The sequence below is a fragment of the Bacteroides sp. BFG-637 genome (assembly GCF_024793605.1).
Classification (GTDB): Bacteria; Bacteroidota; Bacteroidia; order Bacteroidales; family Bacteroidaceae; genus Bacteroides; species Bacteroides vicugnae.
The window spans coordinates 4,403,139-4,428,300 of sequence record NZ_JANUPD010000002.1 but is presented as its reverse complement, the minus strand read 5'-3'; the positions used below and the strand labels follow the sequence as shown (position 1 = coordinate 4,428,300).

12 protein-coding genes and 4 pseudogenes are annotated in these 25,162 nt (G+C 44.3%); 6 read left to right on the top strand and 10 right to left on the bottom strand.

What is annotated here, in order from left to right; all coding sequences use genetic code 11:
* Positions 1-96: 96 nt before the first annotated feature.
* A complete protein-coding gene (locus NXX38_RS17155; RefSeq protein ID WP_234132270.1) occupies positions 97-654 on the bottom strand; it encodes a YdeI family protein in 558 nt (185 codons plus the stop codon).
* A gap of 107 nt (positions 655-761) precedes the next feature.
* The gene (locus NXX38_RS17150; protein WP_195359096.1) at positions 762-2,381 is read right to left on the bottom strand and encodes an ABC-F family ATP-binding cassette domain-containing protein; all 1,620 of its coding nucleotides are present in this window, start codon (positions 2,379-2,381) and stop codon (positions 762-764) included.
* A 292-nt stretch (positions 2,382-2,673) separates the two neighbouring features.
* On the opposite strand from NXX38_RS17150, the pseudogene NXX38_RS17145 reads away from it, so the two are divergent.
* The 3 genes and pseudogenes from NXX38_RS17145 (at position 2,674) to NXX38_RS17135 (ending at position 6,000) form a co-directional block, all read left to right on the top strand.
* A pseudogene (locus NXX38_RS17145) lies at positions 2,674-3,235 on the top strand (nucleotide exchange factor GrpE).
* Between the two features lie 92 nt (positions 3,236-3,327).
* A complete protein-coding gene (dnaJ, locus tag NXX38_RS17140) occupies positions 3,328-4,530 on the top strand; it encodes a molecular chaperone DnaJ (RefSeq protein ID WP_258981983.1) in 1,203 nt (400 codons plus the stop codon).
* A 330-nt stretch (positions 4,531-4,860) separates the two neighbouring features.
* Entirely contained in the window at positions 4,861-6,000 is a 1,140-nt protein-coding gene (locus NXX38_RS17135; RefSeq protein WP_008999257.1) for a DNA alkylation repair protein, read from the top strand.
* A 120-nt stretch (positions 6,001-6,120) separates the two neighbouring features.
* Here NXX38_RS17135 and NXX38_RS17130 read toward each other — a convergent pair whose 3' ends face one another.
* The 8 genes and pseudogenes from NXX38_RS17130 to NXX38_RS17095 form a co-directional block, all read right to left on the bottom strand.
* On the bottom strand, positions 6,121-6,513 hold the full coding sequence (locus NXX38_RS17130) for a type II toxin-antitoxin system HicB family antitoxin (RefSeq protein WP_004297896.1): 393 nt from the start codon (positions 6,511-6,513) through the stop codon (positions 6,121-6,123).
* A 36-nt stretch (positions 6,514-6,549) separates the two neighbouring features.
* Positions 6,550-6,738, bottom strand: a complete 189-nt coding sequence (locus tag NXX38_RS17125; RefSeq protein ID WP_007753884.1) for a type II toxin-antitoxin system HicA family toxin — start codon at positions 6,736-6,738, stop codon at positions 6,550-6,552.
* An 87-nt stretch (positions 6,739-6,825) separates the two neighbouring features.
* A complete protein-coding gene (locus NXX38_RS17120) occupies positions 6,826-8,544 on the bottom strand; it encodes a RagB/SusD family nutrient uptake outer membrane protein (RefSeq protein WP_309569423.1) in 1,719 nt (572 codons plus the stop codon).
* Between the two features lie 11 nt (positions 8,545-8,555).
* Complete coding sequence (locus NXX38_RS17115; protein ID WP_234132272.1) at positions 8,556-11,300, bottom strand: SusC/RagA family TonB-linked outer membrane protein; 2,745 nt, start codon at positions 11,298-11,300, stop codon at positions 8,556-8,558.
* A 98-nt stretch (positions 11,301-11,398) separates the two neighbouring features.
* Positions 11,399-13,474, bottom strand: coding sequence for a family 20 glycosylhydrolase (locus tag NXX38_RS17110; protein ID WP_148367939.1), 2,076 nt, complete (start codon positions 13,472-13,474; stop codon positions 11,399-11,401).
* A pseudogene (locus NXX38_RS17105) lies at positions 13,474-15,799 on the bottom strand (family 20 glycosylhydrolase). The gene NXX38_RS17110 and the pseudogene NXX38_RS17105 overlap by 1 nt, the downstream one beginning before the upstream one ends.
* Positions 15,800-15,833: 34 nt before the next feature.
* Positions 15,834-18,428, bottom strand: a complete 2,595-nt coding sequence (locus NXX38_RS17100; protein ID WP_258981981.1) for a glycosyl hydrolase 2 galactose-binding domain-containing protein — start codon at positions 18,426-18,428, stop codon at positions 15,834-15,836.
* Positions 18,429-18,581: 153 nt separating this feature from the next.
* Positions 18,582-20,216, bottom strand: a complete 1,635-nt coding sequence (locus NXX38_RS17095) for a sialidase family protein (protein WP_234132276.1) — start codon at positions 20,214-20,216, stop codon at positions 18,582-18,584.
* 80 nt (positions 20,217-20,296) lie between these two features.
* Here NXX38_RS17095 and NXX38_RS17090 point away from each other — a divergent pair.
* From NXX38_RS17090 to NXX38_RS17080, 3 genes and pseudogenes are all read left to right on the top strand, one after another.
* A pseudogene (locus NXX38_RS17090) lies at positions 20,297-20,794 on the top strand (MFS transporter); the annotation flags it as partial.
* A 132-nt stretch (positions 20,795-20,926) separates the two neighbouring features.
* Positions 20,927-22,107: pseudogene (locus tag NXX38_RS17085) on the top strand (AGE family epimerase/isomerase).
* 47 nt (positions 22,108-22,154) lie between these two features.
* The gene (locus NXX38_RS17080; protein WP_309600947.1) at positions 22,155-25,154 is read left to right on the top strand and encodes a TonB-dependent receptor; all 3,000 of its coding nucleotides are present in this window, start codon (positions 22,155-22,157) and stop codon (positions 25,152-25,154) included.
* Positions 25,155-25,162: the final 8 nt, after the last annotated feature.

Sequence of the window (25,162 nt, the reverse complement as noted above, 5' to 3'; positions counted from 1 at the left end):
TTTCACGGTTGCTAATCATTTGTAATTAACAAAAAACCGTGAAATCCGCGTAATCCGTGCCTGAATTTAAATATAATTGGATATAGAAAAACATACCTAGTAGTATTTTTCGATTCCCCCAAATCCTTTTATCATTTTATTTTCCTTCGTTTTGTGGATGAAGTTGTTCAATCGCTTTTCAAATTCTTCCGGCCGTTTCCTTGCGGCTTCAATGTACGCAATTCGGATGCGCCTATACGCATCGGAAAATTGGAGGTAATTCTCCCATACTGTTTTATCCTCTTTCAGTTTTCCGATGATATCATTCGGAAAAACGAAAGGAGCTGACAATACTTTTCGTATATTATCTTCCCAATCAGGGTGAATCATTTGATGTTCCAGCAACCATTTCAGTCTCTCTTTGTTGGCTTGCGAATAGGAACTTTTAGGGTTTCTGGGCGTGAAATGCTGGATTTTATGTTCTTTGTCGAGCGCCTTTATAGTGCTGTCGATCCATCCGAAACAAAGGGCTTCTTCGACGGCGTCGTTGTATGTAACACTTTTTTCGCCCGAAGATTTGGAGGGGAATACAAACCAAACGTCACTGGCGGTTTCAAAGTTGTCCGCCAGCCATTTTCGCCAATCTCCTCTATTTTCAAAATATTTTATTTCCATAGTGCTAAAAAGAACAGCAACCCATTGTTGAGAATAGGTTGCTGTAAAAATAGGTTATTCATCAGACTTCATGTATGGGAGTCAGGGGCCTTTATTCGTCCGGTCACTTATTTGTCTCCGTACATCTTCGCCCGCAATTCCTTAATATGGTCGGAAGTGATATATTCGTCATACTCCATCATCTTGTCGATGATACCGTTCGGTGTCAGTTCGATGATGCGGTTGGCAACGGTCTGGATAAATTCGTGGTCATGAGACGAGAAGAGGATATTTCCCCTGTACGTCTTCAGGTTGTTGTTGAATGCCTGAATAGATTCCAAGTCCAGATGGTTGGTCGGAGTGTCCAGAATGAGGCAGTTGGCATTGCGCAGCTGCATACGGGCAATCATACAACGCATCTTTTCACCTCCGGAGAGTACGCTTACTTTCTTCAGCACCTCTTCGCCGGAGAAAAGCATACGGCCGAGGAAGCCTTTCATATATACCTCGTTGCCTTCTCCAAACTGGCTCAACCAGTCTACCAGATTCAGGTCGGAATTGAAGAAGTCGGTGTTATCCAGCGGCAGGTAAGCAGTGGTGATGGTTACCCCCCAGTTGAAGGTCCCTGCATCCGGTTTCATGTTTCCGTTGATAATTTCGAAGAAAGCAGTCATCGCGCGCGGATTGCGTGACAGGAATACCACCTTGTCACCTTTCTCTACATTGAAGTTCACATCGTTGAAGAGCACTACGCCTTCTTCCGTCTTCTTGCTCAATCCGGACACTTCCAGAATCTGGTTGCCCGGCTCGCGTTCGGGAGTGAAGATGATGCCCGGATACTTACGTGAAGAAGGTTTGATTTCTTCTACATTCAGTTTCTCCAACATCTTCTTACGGCTCGTTGTCTGCTTGCTCTTCGCTACGTTCGCGCTGAAACGGCGGATAAATTCTTCGAGCTCTTTCTTCTTCTCTTCAGCCTTCGCCTTCTGGTTCTGTTGCTGACGGAGAGCCAACTGGCTGGATTCGTACCAGAAACTATAGTTACCGGCAAACATATTGATTTTTCCGTAGTCGATGTCTACGGTGTGCGTACATACAGAGTCGAGGAAGTGACGGTCGTGGCTTACCACCAATACGGTATGCTCGAAGTTGGCAAGATATTCTTCCAACCAAGTCACTGTTTCCATATCCAAGTCATTGGTAGGCTCATCGAGCAAGAGGTTGTCCGGATTTCCGTACAATGCTTGCGCCAGCATGACACGCACTTTTTCCTTACCACTCAATTCACCCATCAATACGTAATGCTTATCTTCTTTCACGCCCAGTCCGCTCAACAGCATGGCTGCGTCGCTTTCCGCATTCCATCCGTCCAACTCGGCAAATTTTTCTTCCAATTCGGACACTTTCAGTCCGTCTTCGTCTGTGAAATCTTCTTTTGCATACAATTCTTCGCGTTGCTTCATGATGTCCCACAACACGGTATGACCCATCATGACGGTATCCATGACGGTATATGAGTCCCACTTGAAGTGGTCCTGGCTCAACACCGAAAGACGTTCGCCCGGTCCGAGCGCAATCGTACCTGTTGTCGGGTCCAGATCTCCGTAAATCGTACGAAGAAACGTAGATTTTCCCGCACCGTTCGCACCGATAATACCATAACAATTACCACTCGTAAACTTCAGGTTTACGTCATTAAACAACACTCTTTTACCAAACTGAACCGATACGTTCGAAACTGTAATCATCTTATTATTTACTATTTTACTAGTTACTATTTACTATTTGAGCGTGCAAAGGTAGACATTTAAAATGAATTATGAGCTATCTGATATGTGCCAATCTGACATAAAAGTGTTACCTTTGCTGCGTTTTTTGGCAAAACGGCCAACTTGGCAAAGTTTTTGCAGACAAAATCTGTGACATCCGGTCAGTCCGGTATGTTTATAAGCGGTATCTTGCATAGATAACGTGTGTTTCTAAATAGTAAATAGTAAATAATAAAATAGTAAATACCAAGATGGATCCGAAAGAAAAAAAGTGAAGGAAGAGGAACTGAATGTGGAAGAAACTCAAAATCCTGCGGAAGACCAACCGCAAAACGAACAAACGGAGGAGTCTGCTCCGCTGACTCATGAAGAGGAGTTGGAAAAGGAACTGGAAAAAGCTCAAGAAGAGATTGAAGAGCAAAAGGATAAATATCTGCGCCTGTCTGCCGAGTTCGACAATTATCGTAAACGTACTTTAAAGGAGAAGGCCGAACTGATCCTGAACGGTGGCGAGAAGAGCCTTGGCAGTATTCTTCCGGTAGTGGACGACTTCGAACGTGCCATCAAGACGATGGAAACGGCAACGGATGTCAATGCCGTAAAGGAAGGGGTAGAATTGATTTACAATAAATTTATAGCTGTCTTGGCTCAAAATGGCGTGAAAGTCATCGAGACGAAAGACCAACCGTTGGATACTGATTACCATGGAAGCCATCGCGGTAATCCCCGCACCGTCGGAAGCACAGAAAGGTAAGATTCTGGATTGTGTGCAAACGGGATATACACTGAACGACAAAGTGCTCCGCCACGCCAAAGTGGTAGTAGGGGAATAAGGATTGATTACGGATTATGAATGATGAAAAACGAGGGACTTCCCGCAATAATTCATCATCCATAACCCGTAATTCGTAATTCATCATTCATAATTTTAAAAGAAGCATGGCAGAAAAAAAGAGATTATTACGAAGTATTGGAGGTGACGAAGACAGCCACAGTAGAGGAAATTAAGAAAGCGTACCGTAAGAAAGCAATCCAGTATCACCCTGACAAGAATCCGGGGGATAAGGAGGCTGAAGAGAAATTTAAGGAGGCGGCCGAGGCTTACGATGTGTTGAGTAACCCGGAAAAGCGTTCGCGTTACGATCAGTTCGGTCATGCGGGAGTGAGCGGTGCGGCAGGTAATGGCGGTCCGTTCGGTGGTTTCGGTGGCGAGGGGATGTCGATGGATGACATTTTCTCTATGTTTGGCGACATCTTCGGTGGCCGCGGCGGCGGTTTCGGGGGAGGCTTCGGAGGTTTCAGCGGATTTGGTGGCGGTGGCGGTTCACAGCAACGCCGGTATCGCGGCAGTGACCTTCGTGTGAAAGTGAAGCTGACGTTGAAGGAAATCTCTACCGGAGTAGAAAAGAAGTTTAAACTCAAAAAATATGTGCCGTGTGACCAGTGTCATGGCACGGGGGCCGAAGGTGATGGCGGTTCGGAAACTTGTCCTACTTGTAAGGGTAGCGGCTCGGTGATCCGTAACCAGCAGACCATTCTGGGCACTATGCAGACTCGCGTCACTTGCTCCACTTGTGGCGGTGAGGGTAAGATTATCAAGAACAAATGTAAGAAGTGTGGTGGCGACGGAATCATTTACGGTGAAGAAGTGGTGTCGGTGAAAATCCCTGCCGGAGTGGCAGAGGGTATGCAGCTCTCTATGGGTGGCAAAGGAAATGCCGGCAAACACAACGGTGTGGCAGGCGACTTGCTGATTCTCGTAGAGGAAGAACCGCATCAGGACTTGATTCGCGACGAGAATGATTTGATTTATAATCTGTTGCTTAGTTTCCCGACTGCTGCCCTGGGTGGAGCCGTGGAAATTCCGACTATCGACGGCAAAGTGAAAGTGAAGATTGATTCGGGTACTCAACCGGGTAAAGTACTTCGTTTGCGCGGCAAGGGATTGCCGAATGTGAACGGGTACGGAACGGGGGATTTGCTCGTCAATATCAGTATCTATGTGCCGGAAGCGCTCAATAAAGAGGAAAAGAGCACGCTCGAAAAGATGGAGGCTTCGGACAATTTCAAACCTAACACGTCGGTGAAGGAGAAGATTTTCAAGAAGTTCAAGAGTTTCTTCGACTAATTTTTTGCTATGAGTATGGGTACATAATTAGTTTATATAGTAATTTAGGCACGGATTACACGGATTTCACGGTTTTTAGTGTTGTCATTACTGAAAAACAACCGCGTTAATCCGTGAAATCCGTGCCTAAAAAAGATAGAAATTTATTAGTGACAAGTACTTAACATATAAAAGTGAGCTGCAATCTTTATTTGTAGCTCACTTCTGTTTTTGGGCTTATCCTTCCTTTTTCACTCTGTTCGGTTAAATAAGTCGATAAAGAATTGTCTTTTTAAAAAAGGGCATATATTTGTGTAGCAAATAAATAGATACTAAATATAGACTTCAAGTATGGCAGAACCTTTTAAGAATATGTATAACGAGCAATTTTTCGATCTATTTACGAAAGATTTGAAACTTGTTATCGATGATTTTGATGCTCACGGGTTTGTTTCTCAAGTTATGGATGATGAATGGGAAGGCAGGGAACTTAAACAGCGCTGCATACATATCACTACCATTCTGAAAAAGTTTTTGCCGGCAGACTACAAAGAGGCAATCGCTAAGATTCTTGAGTTGTTGGATCATGTAAAAAGTACGCGGCCTGATTTTTCGGTGATAGACGATACGAAGTTTGGATTGATGCTGGAGTATGGGGCGATTCTGGATAATTATGTCGAGCAATATGGGTTGGATGATTATGAAACGTCTGTCAAGGCGATAGAGAAAATCACGCAGTTCACAAGTTGCGAGTTTGTGACTCATCCTTTTATTATAAAATATCCGGATGAAATGATGAAGCAGATGTTGGTTTGGTCGAAACACGAGCATTGGGGAGTAAGGCGGCTTGCGTCAGAAGGTTGCCGTCCGCGTTTGCCTTGGGCGATGGCTTTGCCGAATCTGAAAAAAGATCCGACACCTATTATTCCTATTTTGGAGAATCTTAAAAATGATCCGGCAAGATTTGTACGGTTGAGTGTTGCCAATAATTTGAATGATATTGCGAAAGATAATCCGGAAATAGTCATTGATTTGGCAAAGAAATGGAAAGGTGAGTCGAAAGAGGTAGACTGGATTATAAAACACGGTTGCCGGACGCTCTTAAAGCAAGGGATTCCGGAGGTGATGGAGTTGTTTGGCTTTGATTCTATCAGAAATAATATTAGTGTGGAGGATTTTCAGATTTCAAGTCCTAAGGTTAAAGTCGGGGATTCGTTGGAGTTTGGTTTTAACTTGTTGAATCATAGCAATAAGACAATCAAAATACGGCTTGAATATGGTATTTATTACCAAAAAGCAAATGGAACGCTGACGAAGAAAGTTCATAAAATCAGTGAAAAAGAATATACCGGAAATTCTACCACACGAATAACGCGAAAGCACTCTTTCCGTGTGGTTACGACGAGAAAATTCCATCTCGGGCTTCATCAAATTGCTATAATAATCAATGGGAGTGAATTTGAAAAATATGATTTCGATTTGATTGAGTAATTCGATTGCTGCAACAAATAATATAAATCCTCGATTCTCCCGATGAAAATCGAGGATTTTTTATTTGGGGTCGTCTTTATCTCACACTGGCTGGAAGTTGAATATATAGCACTCTATGTATTACAATAAATTGATTGCCGATAACTCCTTTGATAAAGCCTGAATACCTTTTTGTATTTTTTCAAGTTGTTGCCTGCGAGGCTTATGCACTCCGGCAGCATAATGCCATAATTGCCGTTCATTAATACCCGTAATCCGACTCAATGCAGCCTTAGTGAAGATGTTGCTATAATAGTTTATAAATGTAGCAGCATCAATCTTGAATTTTAATTCAAACTCTCCGGACAATACTTCACAGGGATTGGAATTATCTTCCAAATACAATTCAATCGCCTCTCGCATGTTGTCCTCAATCTCTCTCATGTCATTGCCAACAGTGATAACCGGAGCATCTTCAATATAAGCACTCAAGTTCTTTCCTGCGTGTTCCACAATTACTTCTACTGTTTTCATATCTCCTCCTATATTAAATTACAGAAAACAAGGGGGCTACTTTAGCCCCGCTTGTTTCAAAATGCTGTAATAAGTGCCTTTCTCAACGCCTTTGCTATTATGATTCGGTACAATAACTACCCTACCGTTCTTCTCAAACTTCATGTGGCTACCTTTCTGACCTTTTAGAACAAAACCGTTTTCCAGCAACATAGTTACAACGTCTTTAACTGATTTGTAACTCATAACGCTTTGGACTTAATTACTGCACAAATATAGTAATTATATGAACACTATCAAAAGAAGTATTCATATTTTCACTATGATTTCTTCCTAATACCCCGGATTCTGTTTCAACCTCTCATTCATCACCCGTATTTTCTCCGGTATAGGAAATACAGTTGTATATCCACTTGCTTCATCCGGCAGTTGCGGACGGCTGCTGTAAGCTCTTGTAAACTTCCCGAAGCGGACTAAGTCCTGTCGTCTCCATCCTTCCCAAGCCAGTTCCAGCTGACGTTCGGCAAGGATATTCTCTAAAGTGGCAGTGCGGGGAGAAGCGTTGACACGGCTACGAATTTCATTGAGTTCTTCATCTCCGTTTGCTCCGTTCCGGACTTTCGCTTCACTTTTCATCAATAAAGCGTCTGCATAGCGGAACAATACAATGTCATTCTCCATCAACTTACCGTCTTTTGTGGCAGTCGGGTCGACTTCATACTTTTTCATGCGGGCTCCTGCGGTTTGTTCGTATGGGGTATCTGTTATATCCAGAGATACTTTCCAGGGCAGATATTCCAGTACCGTTCCATTATCCAGTTTGATTATGTTTCCTTTCAGGTCGTGGACAATTCCTGCAAAATAGCAAATATCAAAACGGGGATCTTGTTCCGCGGTTTCATAACCGAAAGTTTCAAGGGCTTCAATGGTGGCGCTGGGACCGTTCTCACCGCTTAGTCCGTAAGCCTTGGCGTGATTATAGTGGCGGGAACGGAAGAGATATTGCATCTGGTTGGTATACAGAGTTTTGTTCATCGGGATAGTGAAGACATTCTCTACGGACGGTTCGTTGAATATGGAGAAATTCGTTTCGTATTCCGGTTCCAGTTTGTAGCCCATAGTCTTGAGTTGGTCACAGTAGTAGATGACTGTTTCCCAAGCATTGAGTTCGCTGCCGTTCACTGCGAACTTTATATTTTTCCCATCCGGGCGTTGTCCGTCCGTCCAATCATTGTCTGTATAAACTTCGGAGTTCAAAGCCAGTTTGGCCAGTAAGAAACTTACCACGGGGCGAGTGATACGGCCATAGTAAGGGCCGGACTGGTTGCTATGTGCATCGCTCAACAAAGGAGCCGCCTCTTGCAATTCCTTGACAACAAAGTCAAAGACCGTTTTCCGTTCACTTTGCACTACATCTTTCATTGCTACGGAAGAGGATTGAACTAGCGGGATGCGTCCGAACAAATCCATCAGGTAATAATAATACATAGCCCGCATGGCACGTACTTCAGCGCGGTATGCCGGTAGTTCCGTAGCGGAATGAGTTTCGGCGAATTTGTCTATCCGTTCCAGTGATTTGTTACTTAACATGACGACTTTATAGAGATATTCCCATGTAGCCTGAATGGCATCATTCTCTATTCCCCAATCGTGCAGGTAAAGTCCTTGCCAAAAACCACCGTCATACCAGTCACCTCCACGGGTGGGGATAATGGCTTCGTCGGAAGTAAAGGTGTTCAGGTCGTAGACTCCCCTACCCGTTCCCTGCAATCCCTGACTATCACTATAACCGCCTACGTATGTATAAAGCGAAGCTACTGCATTGAGATATACTTCCGAGATCGTATTGTAAACGTCATCTTCGGGTAACTTATCTTTCGGATTTTCCTCCAAGAACTTATCACATGAGAATAAGCCCAGACACGCTATAAGAAGGAATACCAACACTTCCGAAGGACGTAAGTTCTTCTTTGAAAACAGTTCCGCTATCCTTGAAAGCTGTTCTTCTTTCTGCAAAAACCGACTTTTATTTTTCATATATTGTTTCATCATCTCCTCCTCCATTAAAAGTTAATACTCAATCCCAATGTGTACGTCCGCGCCAACGGATATCCCCGTTTATCATCCACGCCTAAAGTGGAGTTCACCGTGGAACTGTTAATCATGGGTGAAAGTCCCGAATAACCGGAAATGGTTGCCAGGTTGTTGACTGTAAATGCCAGACGCAGGGAACGGACATATTTCTTCAGTTTCTGCACTTTCTCAATCGGCACGTTCCAACCCAGCGTCACATAGTCGAAGTTGACATAATCTCCTTTTTCCAACCAATAGTCGGTGGCGGTTTGATCCTTGATGTTCTGTTTCGGGGCTTTCTTCATTACGTTATAGTCGGGAAATATATTCATGTTCATATAGGTCAGGGAAGTTCCGTTGTAGATTTTATGTCCGAAAGCTCCGTTAATCTGCAAAGACAGGTCGAAACGCTTGTAGCGGAAACTGATGTTGGAGCCAAGAATCGTTTTAGGTACGGCTTGTCCTGCCACGTAGCGGTCTTCACCATCTTCAAGGCTGACACCTCCGCCATTCAGGTCGGCGATGCCATAGGTGTATCCACCGTTTCCGTCGGATTCGAGTCCTGTACTGTGGGGAAGATAGAACACGCCCAACGGTTGACCCACCATCTGATATACGATATGGTTGTATCCTCCGTGAAAGCCGGCTCCGTCGAGGCCGGCAAGACTTTTATATTCGGGGGCAGAAAGCATTTCACCATTGTGCATACCGCTTAAAGAGAGCAGTTTGTTGCGCTGGAAAGTGATATTGGCATTGATATTCAGTTCCATATCCTTCGTCTTCAAAGGGGTGATGCCGATGGCGATTTCCGTACCCCAGTTACGCATGGAACCGATGTTGGCAAGCAAGGTGTTATAGGTGAAAGGCGGTACGCTTACGTTGTAAAGGTAAAGCATGTCTGTGGTTCGGGAGTTGTAATAGTTGGTGGAAAGCAGCAGGCGGTTGCCGAAAAGAGCTACGTCGATACCGGTATTAAAGGTATGTTTCACTTCCCATTTCAGGTCGGGATTCGTGTTCCGCAAGTCTCCTAAAGATACGACGGCGGAGTTTCCGACGGGGACTACACCGTTCGGCTTTACAAGGTTCAATGTAGTGTATGAGTCAATCCCGCTCTGATTGCCTGCCAGACCATAGCCGATACGGAATTTCAGATTGTCTACCATCGGCAAGTGCTTCATAAATTCTTCCTCACTAATCACCCATGCGGCAGATGCGGAGGGGAAGAATCCCCATTTATGGTTCGCTCCGAATTTGGAGGAAGCATCTGTACGGGCGTTCAGCGTCAATACGTAGCGGTCGGCATATGTATAGTTGAAACGTCCCATGAAGGATGCCAGACGGGGTTGGTCGTAGTATGAATTAGTGCCTTCCCACAAGCGGAGTGCGCCTGCCTGAAGATTATTATACCCGAATTTGTCGGTGCTGAAATTGCTTACTGTCGTATAATATCCCGTGTAGGTTTCTTTTTGAAGTTCGGCAAGTGCCAGCACGTCAAAGAAATGTTTTTTCCAGTTTTTCTTATAGGTCAGCATCATGTTGCCCAACAAGGATTCTCGCTTTTTGGTTCCTTTGTAAGCCTGACCGTTCGCCCAGACGGAGGTGGGGAGGTATTGCGAATTTTCCACGATATTATAGGTATAGGCGCCGAAGAGGTTTAGTTTCAGTCCTTCCAGCAGATTGAAAGTCAGACGGGCGTGCGTGCTGATGTGCGAAGTGGCATCATCATCCTGCACTTCCATCCATGCCAATGGATTGGTGATTTGGCTGGCGGTCGTTATTCCGTCCCAGGAATTGGTGACGGGGTCTTTATGGTTGGGATAGGTGGGGTTGAATGTGGCTGCCGAATAGAACGTTTTCTGATAATCCACCAGATTATGATTCTTCTGAATGGAACCGAACATTCCCAGCTCGCAGTTCAGGAAGCCGTCGAACATCTGCTGATTCATGTTCATATTCGAAGTGAAGTTTTTCATGTCTTCATTCAGAATCACTCCCTGACGGTCCATGAAACCGAGGGAAACACGATAGCTGGATTCACTGGAACCACCATAAAAGGCGACGTGATGGTTTTGTTGCAGTCCTGTCTGTTCAATCTCTTTCTGAAAATCGGTGTTATTTCCTTTGTCCAGAATGGAAATGCCACGCTCCGAAGCCACACGACGGAATTCATCGCCGGACAGCATTTTCAGATTCTTGTAGACGGTGGAAACTCCGAAGCTACCGTTGTAGGCTACCTGTGTTCTGCCGCTCATTCCTTTTTTGGTGGTGACCTCAATCACACCGGAAGCTCCTCGTGAACCGTATTGTGCGGTTTCGGAAGCGTCTTTCAGAATGGTGAAGCTCTCAATATCCGTAGGGTAAATGGAGGTGAGCATACTCAAGTCGCCAAATACTCCGTCAACAATTATCAAAGGGTCGTTGCCACTGGTCAGTGAGGTGGTTCCCCGCAGGCGTACCGCATCCAAGGCTGCCGGACCGTTTGATCCGCGTTGGATGGTCAAACCCGGCACACGTCCGCGGATTGCTTCCAAAGGGTTCGTTATCTGGTCTTTATTCATCTGTGTCTCCGTAATCTTCTCTACGGAACCGGAGAGGTTTTTCAAACTTCCGGTGGCATATCCAACAGTTATCAATGAGTCTATGGGCGTGACGGGAATCTTCTGCGCCAAGGTGCTCTCGCACGGGATTACCAGAAGAAGAAGGCTGTAGAAAATGAGTCTAGCGTGTTGTACCATATTCTTAGTTTTTAAGGTAATAATACAAATATAACAATAAAAGAGGGAATCTGGTTGAGTAGATTCCCTCTTTTATTCATAAATGATATTGACAATGTCTATTTCACGATTATCTCATCCGTAAATATCCAGCCTCCGAGTTCGCTTCCGGCCTGTGCCTGATAACGTACGTATCTTCCTTTGGCTTCTCCCTGCCATGAAATATCCGTAAAACGGATGGGTGTTTCTTTACTTACTTCAAAGTGTTGTTTTTGCAGCTCCGTGAAGTTAATTCCATCATCGGAAATGGAAATAATCACTGTCTCCGGCAGGAATACTTCCGCGCCGACCACTTGCATAAAAGCGGCGGTGACGGAATGGATAGGGGTTTCTTTTTCCATATCAATCGTCACATCGAGACGGTTGTCCGAGATAAATCCTTGCCATGAACCATCACCATAAGTCCAGTCACCACGTATGCCGTCTGTCAGGGCTGTGTTGCCTTGTGCGGGATAATGGGGGCTGTAGGGGGAGTTATAGATCACTTTTTTACCGAGTGCCAAATGGCTGACTGGTTGAAGAGATTCGGGACGGCTGCCGATTTCTTTGCTCAAATCGAAAGGATGGTATCCTTTTTTCTGTAAATCGGCCACTGCTGACAGTGCACGGGTATGGAAATCGGACCATGACTTACGTTCCGGAGCCGACCAGGCTACTTCCGCCAATGCCAGTATACGAGGGTAAATCATATATTCCACGTGTTCGGGAGTGGGGATATATTCCACCCATAGGTTGCCCTGCACACCGTAGACTAACTTTGCCTGCTCCGCAGTTAAGGAAGCGGGAATAGGATCGTAGGCATATACTTTCTTCAATGGCAGGTAGCCGCCGATAGCTTCCGGCTGGGAGTATGGGGCGTCCTGATAGCTGTCCAGATAACAGTATGCACCCGGCGTCATGATGGCATGATGGCCGGAGGTGACGGCAGCGATACCACCCTCTTCTCCACGCCATGACATGACGGTTGCATTGGGCGCAATGCCTCCTTGCAGAATCTCGTCCCATCCCAAGAGACGGCGTCCGTGATTGTTGAGGAACTTTTCGATACGGTGTATCAGATAGCTTTGCAGCTCGTCTACATTGGCCAGATGCTCGTCTTTCATTCTCTTCTGACATTTCGGACAGGTCTTCCAAGCCGATTTGCCGGCCTCATCACCTCCTACATGAATGTATTCGGAAGGGAAAAGTTCCATAACTTCCGTCAGTACATTCTCCAGAAAGGTGAAAGTTTCTTCATTGCCGACACAGAAATCGGAGTTCTTGTAAGGTTCTCCCGAACAGGATAGCTGCGGGTAGGCAGCCAGCACTTCTTCCGAATGGGAAGGCATTTCAATCTCCGGAATCACGGTGATGTAGTGCTGACGGGCGTATGCCAGTATTTCACGAATATCGTCCTGGGTGTAATAGCCTCCGGAAGCTCCGGGTTCATCGTAACGGAGGTATTTACGTCCGCCGTTCCACCATTTCTTCCAGGTGGGGTCTGTACGCCAAGCTGCAAAATCGGTCAGTAAAGGATATTTCTTAATTTCAAGCCGCCAGCCTGCCGCATCGGTCAGATGCAGGTGCAAACGGTTGATTTTGTAATATGCCAATGCGTCTATCTGCTTCTTTATAAACTCTTTGGTAGAGAAATGGCGGGATACGTCCAGCATCAGTCCGCGGTAAGCAAAACGCGGGGTGTCTTCTATCTCGACAGAGGCTACGGAATAGCTGCCTGTGCCCGCCGGTTGCATCAGCTGTAACAGGGTTTGCATTCCATAGAATAATCCGGCTCCCGAAGTTGCCCGGATCTCAATTCGTTGAGGGGTGACGGAGAGTGTGTAGCTTTCCGGTGATGGCAATTGGGGGGTCTTGGGGGTTATCAATAAGAAAAGCATCTGTTTCCTGTCTTTCATTCTCGCTTCTTTCAATTGAACAGGCAATGCTTTCAGGTAATTCTCCCAGAGTTCCGCTTCTCCACCTTGCAGGTTTGTATAAAGTTTAGTCTTTTCTGATAGTAAAAAAGAGCCCGTCCCCTGCTCCATTTTTAATGGGACAGGTATGACGGACTGTGCCAGAATGGGATGTGCATGGAAGCACATCCCCAATATCCATAAGAAAAGACAAACTTTAGGGTATTCTTTTCTTATATTCATTAATCAATTTTGATTTCGTCTACAAATAAAAATGCGTTTTTACCTTTTCCTCCATGCCATGCCGGAAGTGATTTCTCCGGTGAAGCAATGACTCTCACGTATTGGGTGGTCACAGGATCAAAGGTTAGTTTATGCTCAACGATTCCGTCTTTGTCTGTCTCTTTCATCTCCGGGTATTCTTCGGAAGCAATCTTTTTGAAGTTCTTGCCATCATCTGAAGTTTCTACGGACAGGTTTCTGGCATCAAATACCCAGTCTCCTTTTGCTACATTGGTAGAGATTGCCACGCTTGAGATTTCAGTAGGTTGCTGGAGGTCGATAGTCATATCCATGTCATTTCCGTTGAAAGCGATCCAACGACCTGACCTGTAGCTGCTATTTCCTTTCAGACCGTCTACCAAAGTGGAAGCTCCTTTGAACAGGTATTGTTCATTAATAGGCTGATTGGCTACAATCGGCTTCCATGCTGGATTTGCTGAAATCAATCTTCTCCGTCACAGTCTTGCTTTCGCCGTTGGGACGGATGGCTTTAGCGGACAGGGTGACATTTTCCTTAATTTTCAATACTCCTTCGTAAACGGGGGAAGTGGCAGTAGGTTCTGTGCCGTCTAACGTATAGTAAATAGGAGCACCGTCGATGGTAGACAGGGTAACGTCCATTGTTCCTTCTGCCGGATTCGGGTCAAACTCGGCTTGTACGTCAAATACGTGTTTAGCGTAATTGTATCCTTCTGCATCGTACCACTTAATCAGTTGTGGAAGACGGGACAGGAAGTCGGCATAGTTTTTCTTTTCGGGGCTGGACCACTGAATTTCACACAAAGCAGCCCAACGAGGCAATACCATGTATTGTGCATGTGGGAAAGTAGCGATGTATTCTGTCCAGAGGTTGGCTTGCACTCCCTTGATGTATTTCTGTTCTTCGGGAGTAAGAGAAGCCGGCATCGGCTCGTAGCTATACACTCTTTCCATGGGCAGATAACCACCGATACCGAACGGTTCGTTTTCTACGTCTTTAGCTTGGTAGTAGTCGAAATACAGGTAGGTGTTCGGTGTCATGATGACATCGTGTTTCTGCTTCGCAGCTTCGATACCACCTTTCTCACCACGCCATGACATCACGGTAGCATTCGGAGCAAGTCCGCCTTCGAGGATTTCATCCCAACCGATGATTTGACGTCCATGGTCGTTCAGGAATTTCTCAATATGGTTGATGACAAAGCTCTGCAAACGTTCTTCTTTGCTGTGGTTCTGATCTGACTTCAGTCCCAATGCTTTGATACGTGCCTGGCATTTCGGACATTTTTCCCATCTTACTTTCGGACATTCGTCACCACCTACATGAATATATTCTGACGGGAAGATTTCAATCAATTCACCATAGACATCTTCCAGGAATTTCAAGACCTGGTCGTTTCCGGCGCATAGCACATCTTCGGATACACCCCATTGTCTCCATACTTCGTACGGACCACCGGTACAACCCAGTTCAGGGTAAGCAGCAAGGGCAGCTTGCATGTGTCCCGGAAGGTCGATTTCGGGAACAACGGTGATGTAGCGTTCGGCTGCATAATCTACGATTTCTTTGGCTTGTTCCTGGGTGTAGAATCCACCGTAAGGTTTGCCGTCGTATTCGCCGGAGTTACGTCCGATGACTGTTTCTGTTCTGTTAGCACCGATTTCAGTCAGTTTCGGGTATTTTTTGATTTCCAGACGCCAGCCTTGATCGTCGGTGATATGCCAGTGGAGGCGGTTCATGTTATGCAAAGCCTGCATGTCGATGTAGGTCTTTATTTCGTCCACAGTAAAGAAATGACGGCTGGTATCGAAATGCGCGCCACGATAGCCAAAGCGGGGAGCGTCATTGATTTCTACGGCTGGCATGGCAATATCCGCACCGACAGCCACAGGCAATGATTTGCGCAGGGACTGGATGCCATAGAATACACCGGCTTCCGTAGGACCGGTAATCGTAATTCCGTCACCGGTAACTTTCATCTGGTAGGATTCCGGATTTTCGTTCTCCGTGCCTAATGCCAGTATGATTGCGTTTTTACCTTCTGTTCCGGCTTCAATGGCGAAATCTTTTCCGGTAGCCGTTTTCAGGTAGTCTGCCAGAAATTGTGCGTTGCGTTGCATCTTCTCGTTTCCTTCCGGATAGAGAATCTTCACACTGCTCTTCAGGATGAAGGGACTTCCTTGAGCGGTTACAATCTCTTGTGGCATGGGGATGATCTGGTAGTTGGCTTCCTGTTGCGCCGATTGGCAAGAGGCAAAAAGTCCTGCTAGTGCCAGACATCCGGTTAATTTAAAGAGTTGTTTCATAAACTAAAAAATTAGGTGTTAAGTTATTAATAGATTAATTATAAGTTTCACGAATATGTTTGATTGTCAAGGGCAGCTCCTCTCCTTTCTTTATTTGGGGAGAAGTGATGACGACCGTTTTACGTTCCCCGGGAAGAAGGTCGAAAAAGTTGTCGCTGAAACGGGCTCCCTGCAATGGGATTTCAATAAAGACATCTTTTGCAAGAGTGGGAGAAAACAATGTCAGTTCACACATGCCGTCTTTCTGTTTCATCTTGCAGGAAACGGTTGTTTCAGGCAGAAGCAGGTCTTTTGTTTTTCTAAAGAAGTATACGGTTTCGGCAAGAGTATTTCCTGCCTTGTCTTTCAGGGTCAGTTGCATGAAACAGCGTTGCTGTTCTTCCGGTGATAGCCAGATATCGGGTTTTATACGGTACACACATTGGGAAGTGTTAGCCGGAACTGACAATGTGTTGAGTCGTATCGGCTTGCCTTGTTTCTTTCCGTCAAAGTCTGTTACTTTCATTTCCAACGTCAGGTGGTCTTTGGTGTCCGGACAGTCGGAAATCAGGTAGATACTGAGGCTGTCGTTCTGCCGGATAGGATTGATGAGAATTGGAGCAAAGGCTCGTTTGGCTTGGTAATGCAGGGCTTTCCAGTTACCATAATAGTCGATACTCGACCAAGATACTACCGGCCAGCTGTCATTCAGTTGCCAATACAGGGTGCCCATACAGTAAGGACGGTTCCGGCGGTGCGCTTCCAGTCCGTGACGCATTCCTTGTCCTTGCAGCACTAGTCCGACATAGACAAAGTCTTCAAATTTTTCGGGGATGATATAGTCGCGCTCCATGTAGGTACGAATCAGGGCGTTGCCGATGCTGCTTTTCTGATGAGCATTCATCACTTCCGATTCTATCTGATAATCTTCCGGAGCGGCGAAAGTGGAGATGGTCTTCATTTCCGGGAAGGACTGGAAACCGAATTCGCTCATGAAACGGGGCAGGTCTGTATCGAGTGACTCGAATGTTTTTTGACCATACCAGACTCCCCAGTTATGGCTGTCTCCTATCCCCCAGGATTCGGGACGTCCCCAGTTGGCAAAATATGGGGAGCTGTGTATGTAGAAACGGTCGGCATCCAGTTCCTTCACCTTGGCAGGAAGGAGCTGATGGAACAGTTTGTCGTAGCCTCGAAACATTTCCTGATAGATTTCGGGCGGGAAGTTCTTGTCGAATCCCCAATATTTTAAGGCTTCCAGTATTTCGTTATTGCCGCACCACATCGCCAGGGAAGCATGATTGCGAAGGCGACGGATATTATAGCAGGCTTCCGCCTCTACCCTTTTCAGGAAGGTGGGGTCGGACGGATAGGGAGTGCAGGCAAACATGAAGTCTTGCCACACCAGTATTCCGTTTTCATCTGCCAGGTCATAGAAGCGATCATCTTCGTACGTCCCACCTCCCCATACACGAATGACATTCATGTTCGCTTCGCGGATGTCGCGGAATAAGGTTTGGTAGCGTTCGGTAGTGACGTTAGTCAAGAGTGCATCCTGGGGGATGTAATTGGCTCCTTTGGCAAACATCGGTACACCGTTTACTTCAAAATAGAAGGATTCTCCGTCTTTATCTTTTTCATTAACGAGGCGAACGGTACGCAGTCCTATCCGGTGCGATTGCTCGGCTACGACTTTATCTTCTACTATGATTTGAGCGGAGAAATCATACAGGGCGGGCTTTCCCCATCCATTCGGCATCCAACGTACGGGGGATGCCACTTCGGAAGGTATGGAAACATGATTGATTCCGGGCTGTAAGGTGATTGCCTGGCTGATGCTTTTTTCTGCACTTCCTTCGAATGAGGTATTGATTCTCACCTCTGCCTGAAGTGGGCGGGGGAGTATGTTGTTTATTTCTAACTCATTAGACAGGTTTGCGAGCTGGTCGGTCAGTGCGAGTTGCTTTACATGGTAGTCACTGATAGAAGCTGCGTCATAAAAACGGATGGTCACCGGACGCCAGATGCCGCTGGTCACCATGCGGATTCCCCAATCCCAGCCATAGCTGTAAGGGGCTTTACGGGAGAATACGCTTAAATGTTTGTCGTGATGGTCGTTGTCTGCCGGATAGTTGAATCCGTTCGAGTTATATTGAGGCAGTGTCTGCCGGATGGGGGAATGAAAATAGATGTGAAGAAGGTTTTCTCCGATACGGAGTTGGGACTTGACGGGTATGGTATAGCCGACAAACATGTTATCGGCTTTCAGCAACAGTGCTCCATTGAGGTATACATCGGCGTATGTGTCAAGGCCTTCAAAAACCAATTGGGCGTCATCCCGTTTCAGTTGTTCGGGGGTAACTGTAAAAGCAGTCCGGTATTCCCAGTCTTCATTTTCCACCCACTGAATCTTTTGTTCATTGATGCCATAAAAAGGATCGGGTATTTGTTTATGGTAGATAAGGTCCTGATGAACGGTGCCCGGAACCTGTGCCGATTGCCACAGCTCTGTTCCTGCCTGGGAAAATTCCCAACCTGTATTTAGAACGACAACTTCGGAATTGTCATTGCTCTGTGCATATGCCATACTGCAACAGCATAGTAATCCACATGCTATTTGAGCCTTTTTTCCGATCAAATTAATCATCATAGTGGGGGCATTAGATATTAACGGATTCAAAGATATTGTTTTTTCAGCAAATTTCACTGATAATTTAACAAAATATGTTGTTTTTGCATGCTACGATAAATATACGGCTTTATTCTTTTATCATACCAGATAGTTTAACCGCTATTATATCTATCATTTCACTCCTAACAAATCTGTTAATTTCACCGTCTGAAAAGTCATGTGTGCCACACTGCTCTCATATAGAATACCGATTGTCTCTTTATCAATCATCGTCAGGCAACTATATCCCCATCCTTCTGCTTCGTCGAGCATGATTTGATGTTCGGGCAACCAGGTAAATCCTTTATCCAGACTTGCTTTTATTGTTATATGATTGCGCCCTTTAGTCGTATCCGGATTTGAAAACAACAGGAGGTCTTTATTCAAAACGTTGTCCTTGGCATCGACATGAATCAAGCTGGCCATACATACCGGTTCCTGAAGTGCCTTACGTGAAGACGGATGTTCTGTCCAGGTTTTTCCCAAATCTTTGGTTAGGGCGACAGCACGGCTTCCTCCTCTATTATCACGCATATTCAGCATTAATACTCCCGGTTCTATTTCAGCAACTTGTGCTTCCGTCGTATTAGTCCGTGCCGGATGATGCATTTTCCATGTTTTTCCCCGATCTTTACTATACATGATTCCTGCATTCGGGATACGGGTAGAGTCGATAAACTGTGTTGGAAAGACTAATGTACCGTCGCTCATCGTTATTCCTCGTCCGGGACCTTGAAGCAGAAAATACCAGGAGGGGTCTTTTACCTGTTCTGTTATATTGATCGGTTTCGACCAGGTTTTACCATCGTCTGTGCTCTTTGCCAATACCAGCTGTGCGGTATGGTTTATATCCATTCCCGGATGGGAGCTCCACCAGGCACGTTGATTACCCATACCATGAGTCCATGCGGCAACCACCCAGACGGTATTCGTTTGGGTATCTACCAAAATAGAGGGATCTCCTACCCCATTCTGTGCTTTAGGTAAACCACCGTACTCACCAAATGAAAGCGGAAGACGCATCTTCTCCCAGCTCTTCCCTCCGTCAGTGCTACGACTTAAACCCACATCTACATATTCCTGTAAATCGACACTACTATTATATCGGACATCGTACACTCCCAATAATGTTCCTTTATTGGTTGTCACCAATCCGGGAATACGGAAGGAAGCAGAACCATCATTACCGGCATGACGGACTCCGACTGCCATCCGGTGAGTAACATTCTTCGGAGAAATAGATTTACAATAGAGTTCTTTCCCGTCCACTTTTACAGCACGTAAATCAGAGACTACTTTAGTATGCAAAGAGGCATCTGTTTTCATCTGCAAACTGATCCAAAAAAAGTTGACACCTGGAAATAAATTGTAATTACCTCTTAATACGACTTTTTCTGATGGTCCGACCTCTGCACATTTTATGGAATAGGAAGGATTAGCCGCCAATGTCGCACCCGGTCGATGGCTGGATATGTACTCTACAGGGGCAAAGCGATTTTTGTTTTGATCTTGTAAGGCCTCTGTTCCTCCATAATAGAGTTTGATTGCCTGAACATCCGCTAAATTGGTACTTTTACTGAAATCTAAAACTACTTCATCGAGCATCTTGCTTTCCTTTACATCCAACCGGATATAGAACAGAACATTGTCCTGCCGCTCTATCAAAACCGGGATTTGTGTTTCATGAATAAACACTGTGTCTGAAGCTTTTACGTCAAAAGAATAGCCTAATAAGACAAGGAAAAGTAAATAAAAAATTCTTCTCATAATGGGGGTATTAGTTAGTTTAACGCGATAAAGATAAAACTTTTCTACCATAATACAGCTATGCAAACAGTTAACTTTCATTTTACCAAGTTCTGGTAGGACTAGTCAACACCTTGACCACCGTTCTGGCTCTTGTCATCATTGATAAGGTAGGCCGCAAGAAGCTGGTTTATTACGGAGTTTCGGGAATGGTTGTTTCTCTGATTCTCATCGGCCTGTACTTCCTCTTCGGAGATTCCCTGGGAGTATCCAGCCTCTTCCTGCTTATTTTCTTCCTGTTCTATGTATTCTGTTGTGCCGTGTCTATCTGCGCTGTGGTGTTCGTGCTCCTCTCGGAGATGTATCCCACCAAGGTTCGCGGACTGGCCATGTCGATAGCAGGATTCGCTCTCTGGATCGGAACGTACCTGATCGGACAGTTGACCCCCTGGATGCTCCAGAACCTTACCCCCGCCGGAACATTCTTCCTGTTCGCCCTCATGTGCGTGCCATATATGCTGATTGTCTGGAAACTCGTGCCGGAGACTACCGGGAAGTCACTGGAGGAGATTGAAAGATATTGGACCCGTTCGGAATAGTAAAACAAAAAGACCTTATAATTAATCAACTAACAAATGAGAAATATGGATAGTAAAAACTACGTTGGTTATTCAACAGACATTTCTTCAACCGTTGGATTGCCTATACCGATCTATAATGGAAATAATGGTATGGATTTCAAGAAATTGGCGAATCTATATCAGGAATGAACTGATGAATAATGTTCTTCCTTTCTGGCTTGAACACTCCCAAGACCATGAATATGGTGGTTACTTCACCTGCCTGGACCGTGAAGGAAAAGTGTTCGATACGGATAAGTTTATTTGGCTTCAATGTCGTGAAGTATGGATGTTTTCCATGCTTTACAATAAAGTGGAAAAACGCAAGGAATGGCTGGATTGTGCCGTTCAAGGTGGTGAGTTCCTAAAAAAATATGGACATAATGGTAACTATAACTGGTATTTTTCCCTTGATCGTTTGGGTAGACCATTGGTAGAACCGTATAATATATTCTCGTATACATTCGCCACCATGGCTTTCGGACAGTTGAGTCTTGCAACCGGTAATCAGGAATATGCAGATATTGCCAAAAAAACTTTCGACATTATCCTTTCCAAAGTGGATAACCCGAAAGGCAAATGGAACAAGCTTCATCCGGGTACCCGTAATCTGAAGAACTTTGCCCTGCCGATGATCCTCTGTAACCTGGCACTGGAGATAGAGCATTTATTGGATGAAACGTATCTAAGAGAAACAATGGATACTTGTATTCATGAAGTAATGGAAGTTTTCTATCGTCCTGAACTTGGTAATATCATTATTGAAAATGTGGACATAGATGGAAATTTGGTCGATTGTTTTGAAGGCCGTCAGGTGACTCCGGGGCATGCCATTGAAGCTATGTGGTTTATCATGGATCTGGGCAAGCGTCTGAATCGTCCAGAATTAATAGAGAAAGCCAAAGAGACCACTCTCACAATGCTTGATTATGGTTGGGACAAGGAGTATGGGGGCATTTATTATTTTATGGATCGTAATGGTTGTCCTCCTCAACAATTGGAATGGGATCAAAAGCTCTGGTGGGTGCATATCGAGACACTTGATATCTTTACTGAAAGGCTATCAACTGACCGGAGATAAACGGTGTCTGGAATGGTTTGAAAAGGTACATGACTACACATGGGAGCATTTCAAAGATCAAGAATATCTTGAATGGTATGGCTACTTGAACCGAAGAGGAGAAGTATTGCTACCACTCAAAGGTGGAAAATGGAAGGGATGTTTCCATGTGCCAAGAGGGCTATATCAGTGCTGGAAAACATTAGAAGAAATAAAAAATATAGTATCCTAATTAGTTCTAAATTTAATATTATGAGAAAAATTCTGTTTTTAATTTTAATGCTAAGTTCTGTCAGTATACAAGCACAGAATTTAATTGTGAAAGGAGTTGTCTCTGATGAATCCGATGTATTGCCAGGAGTAAGTATCTTTGTTGAAGGTACGTCTAAAGGAACAATTTCAGATATTAATGGAAAGTATTCTATTGAAGTAAAGAAAGGAAGTAAATTGGTTTTCTCTTATGTCGGTTATCGGACAGAAGAACTAGTAGCAAATACTCCTGTACTAAATGTAAAGATGAAGACTGATGCTATCCAGCTGGAAGAAGCAATAGTTGTGGGATATGCTAAACAGAAAAAGGCTACATTAACCGGAGCCGTATCTTCTGTTAGTTCTGAAACTATAACAAAAAGAAGCGTAGCATCCTTATCTACTGCTTTACAAGGTGCTATGCCCGGTGTGACTATTCAGCAAACTTCCGGTGAACCTGGTGGTGATGGTGGTTCTATTCGAATTCGCGGTATCGGTTCTATTAATTCAAATACGGATCCGCTGGTTTTAGTTGATGGAATTGAAATGAGTATCGACCAAGTAGACGCCAATACAGTAGAGAGCATTTCTGTTCTGAAAGATGCAGCTTCTGCATCAATTTATGGTTCCCGGGCATCTAACGGTGTTATCCTTATTACAACTAAAAGAGGACAAAAAGGAAAAATAACAACTACGTATAGTGGCTATCTGACAATTCAGCGCCCAACTAATATGCCCGAACCGGTGGCTGCATGGGAGTATTTACAAGCAGAACTAAATGCTTGGGATAATGCAGAAATTACAGTATCCGATGCACAAAGAGCTCAACAACTGCAACAGATAGAAGAACAAAAAACATTACGTCCAGATAATTGGAACAGGTATGATACAGATTGGAAAGACGAAACGATGAAAAGTCATTCAATCATGCATAACCATAATGTAACAATTAGTGGTGGTAGTGACAAACTGACTTTCTTTGGTGCCGGTACTTATTTATACCAGGATGGTTTGATACCTAATGATAATTATAGTCGTACCAACCTTCGTTTAAATGCAGACGCTCAAATACTTCCATGGGCTAAGTTTAGTATTGAAACAGCATTAAGACAAGGTAAAAAAGTAAATCCGGGTTTGAGTACTCCTAAACAGATTATCAATCAGTCTTTATATATGTTGCCCACTCTTTCTGCTGCCAGAGAGCTGGATGGAAATTGGGGATATGGAAAAAATGGAATGAACCCTACTGCGCAGGCATATGATAGCGGAGAAAAAATAAGCAAAGGCACGGATGCCGTAGTAAATGGTACGTTAACTCTAACTCCTATTAAGGGATTGGAACTTGTAGGACAATACTCTCGTCGTCAATCCACAAGTAGAGAACGAGCTTTAATAACCCCATATACAACGTCTTTAAAAGGCCAAATTATGGGATCATATCCAACAGATGATTCATTAACAGAGAGTTGGAGTGAAACCGTTAGAAATTATTATCGTGCACAAGCTTCATATGAAAATAAATTCTTTGACCATTATGGAAAAATATTAGTCGGCTTCCAGGCAGAAGATAATCTGAGTACTTCCTTCTCTGGTGGAAAAAGAGGTTTCGATCTAGGACGTTATTATTTAGGTAATGGAGATTCTGCAACTGCAACTTCTTCAGGTGGAGCAAATTCATGGGCTATGATGTCGTGGTATGCTCGTTTGAATTACAACTATAAACAGCGCTATTTACTGGAGGTGAATGGTCGTTACGATGGTTCTTCCCGCTTTACTAGAGATAATCGATGGGGATTTTTTCCTTCGGTATCTGCCGGTTGGGTCATATCTGAAGAAAATTTCATGAAACCTACTCGTAAAGTACTTGACTTTCTAAAAGTACGTGCTTCTTATGGTCTTTTAGGAAATCAAAACATCGGTAATTATCCTTACGCTGCAACCATTGCCACCGGATACGGATACTATTTAGGCGGTGACGAAGCAGACAAAGAATTAGTATCAGGTGTTGCCCAAACAACGTTAGCCAATTCGGATATTAGTTGGGAAAAATCAAAGCAGATAAACTTTGGTATTGATTTTAGTTTGTGGAATGGTTTGTTAAGCGTTACTGCAGATTATTATATCAAAAATATTTACGACATGTTAATGAAGTTTCCATTACCATACTATGTAGGAATGAGTCCGGCGTATACCAATGCAGGAGATATGTCCAACAAGGGTTGGGAAGTAAGTGTCAGTCACAAAAATAAATTAAATGACTTCACGTATGGAGTAACATTTACTTTAAGTGATAACCGAAACAAAATTACCAATCTAAACGGACTTAATTCTCAAGATAAAACAATGGTAGAGGGTTATCCTAATAAAGGCATTTGGGGATATGTGACTGACGGATATTATAAGGACTGGGATGATGTCAATAACTCTCCTAAATTAGGGGATGCACGCCCGGGATTTGTTAAGTATGTTAAAGTTTATCAAGGGGAAGATTCCGATCCTATGACAATTGATACTCGGGATATGGTTTATCTTGGTGACCCATTCCCACACTTTGAATATGGCGTAACATTAAATGCTGGTTGGAAAAATTTTGATTTTACAGCATTTTTCCAAGGAGTAGGACAACGTGTAAATTACATGAGCGGAGTTGGTCTTAAACCTTTTGCTAATGGTTCAAATCTTTTCAGACATCAAATGGATTCATGGACTCCGGACAATCAAGATGCAGCATACCCGATTTTGGTTCCTGAAGCCAATGCAGGTCCTAACTATCAAAAATCTGATAAATGGGTACGAGACGCTTCTTACTGTCGTTTGAAGAATGTTGTTTTAGGTTATACTTTGCCTAATTCATGGACTAAAAAATTAAATATTGGTAGCTTGAGAGTGTATGCTAGTGGACAGAATCTATTTACTATTAGTAATTTCTATAAGGGATATGACCCGGAGGTTGCATATAGCGGCTCTGTTGGTGGGGAATTCTACCCCATTATGCAAACATTTACGTTTGGTATTGATTTAAAATTTTAAATAATCAG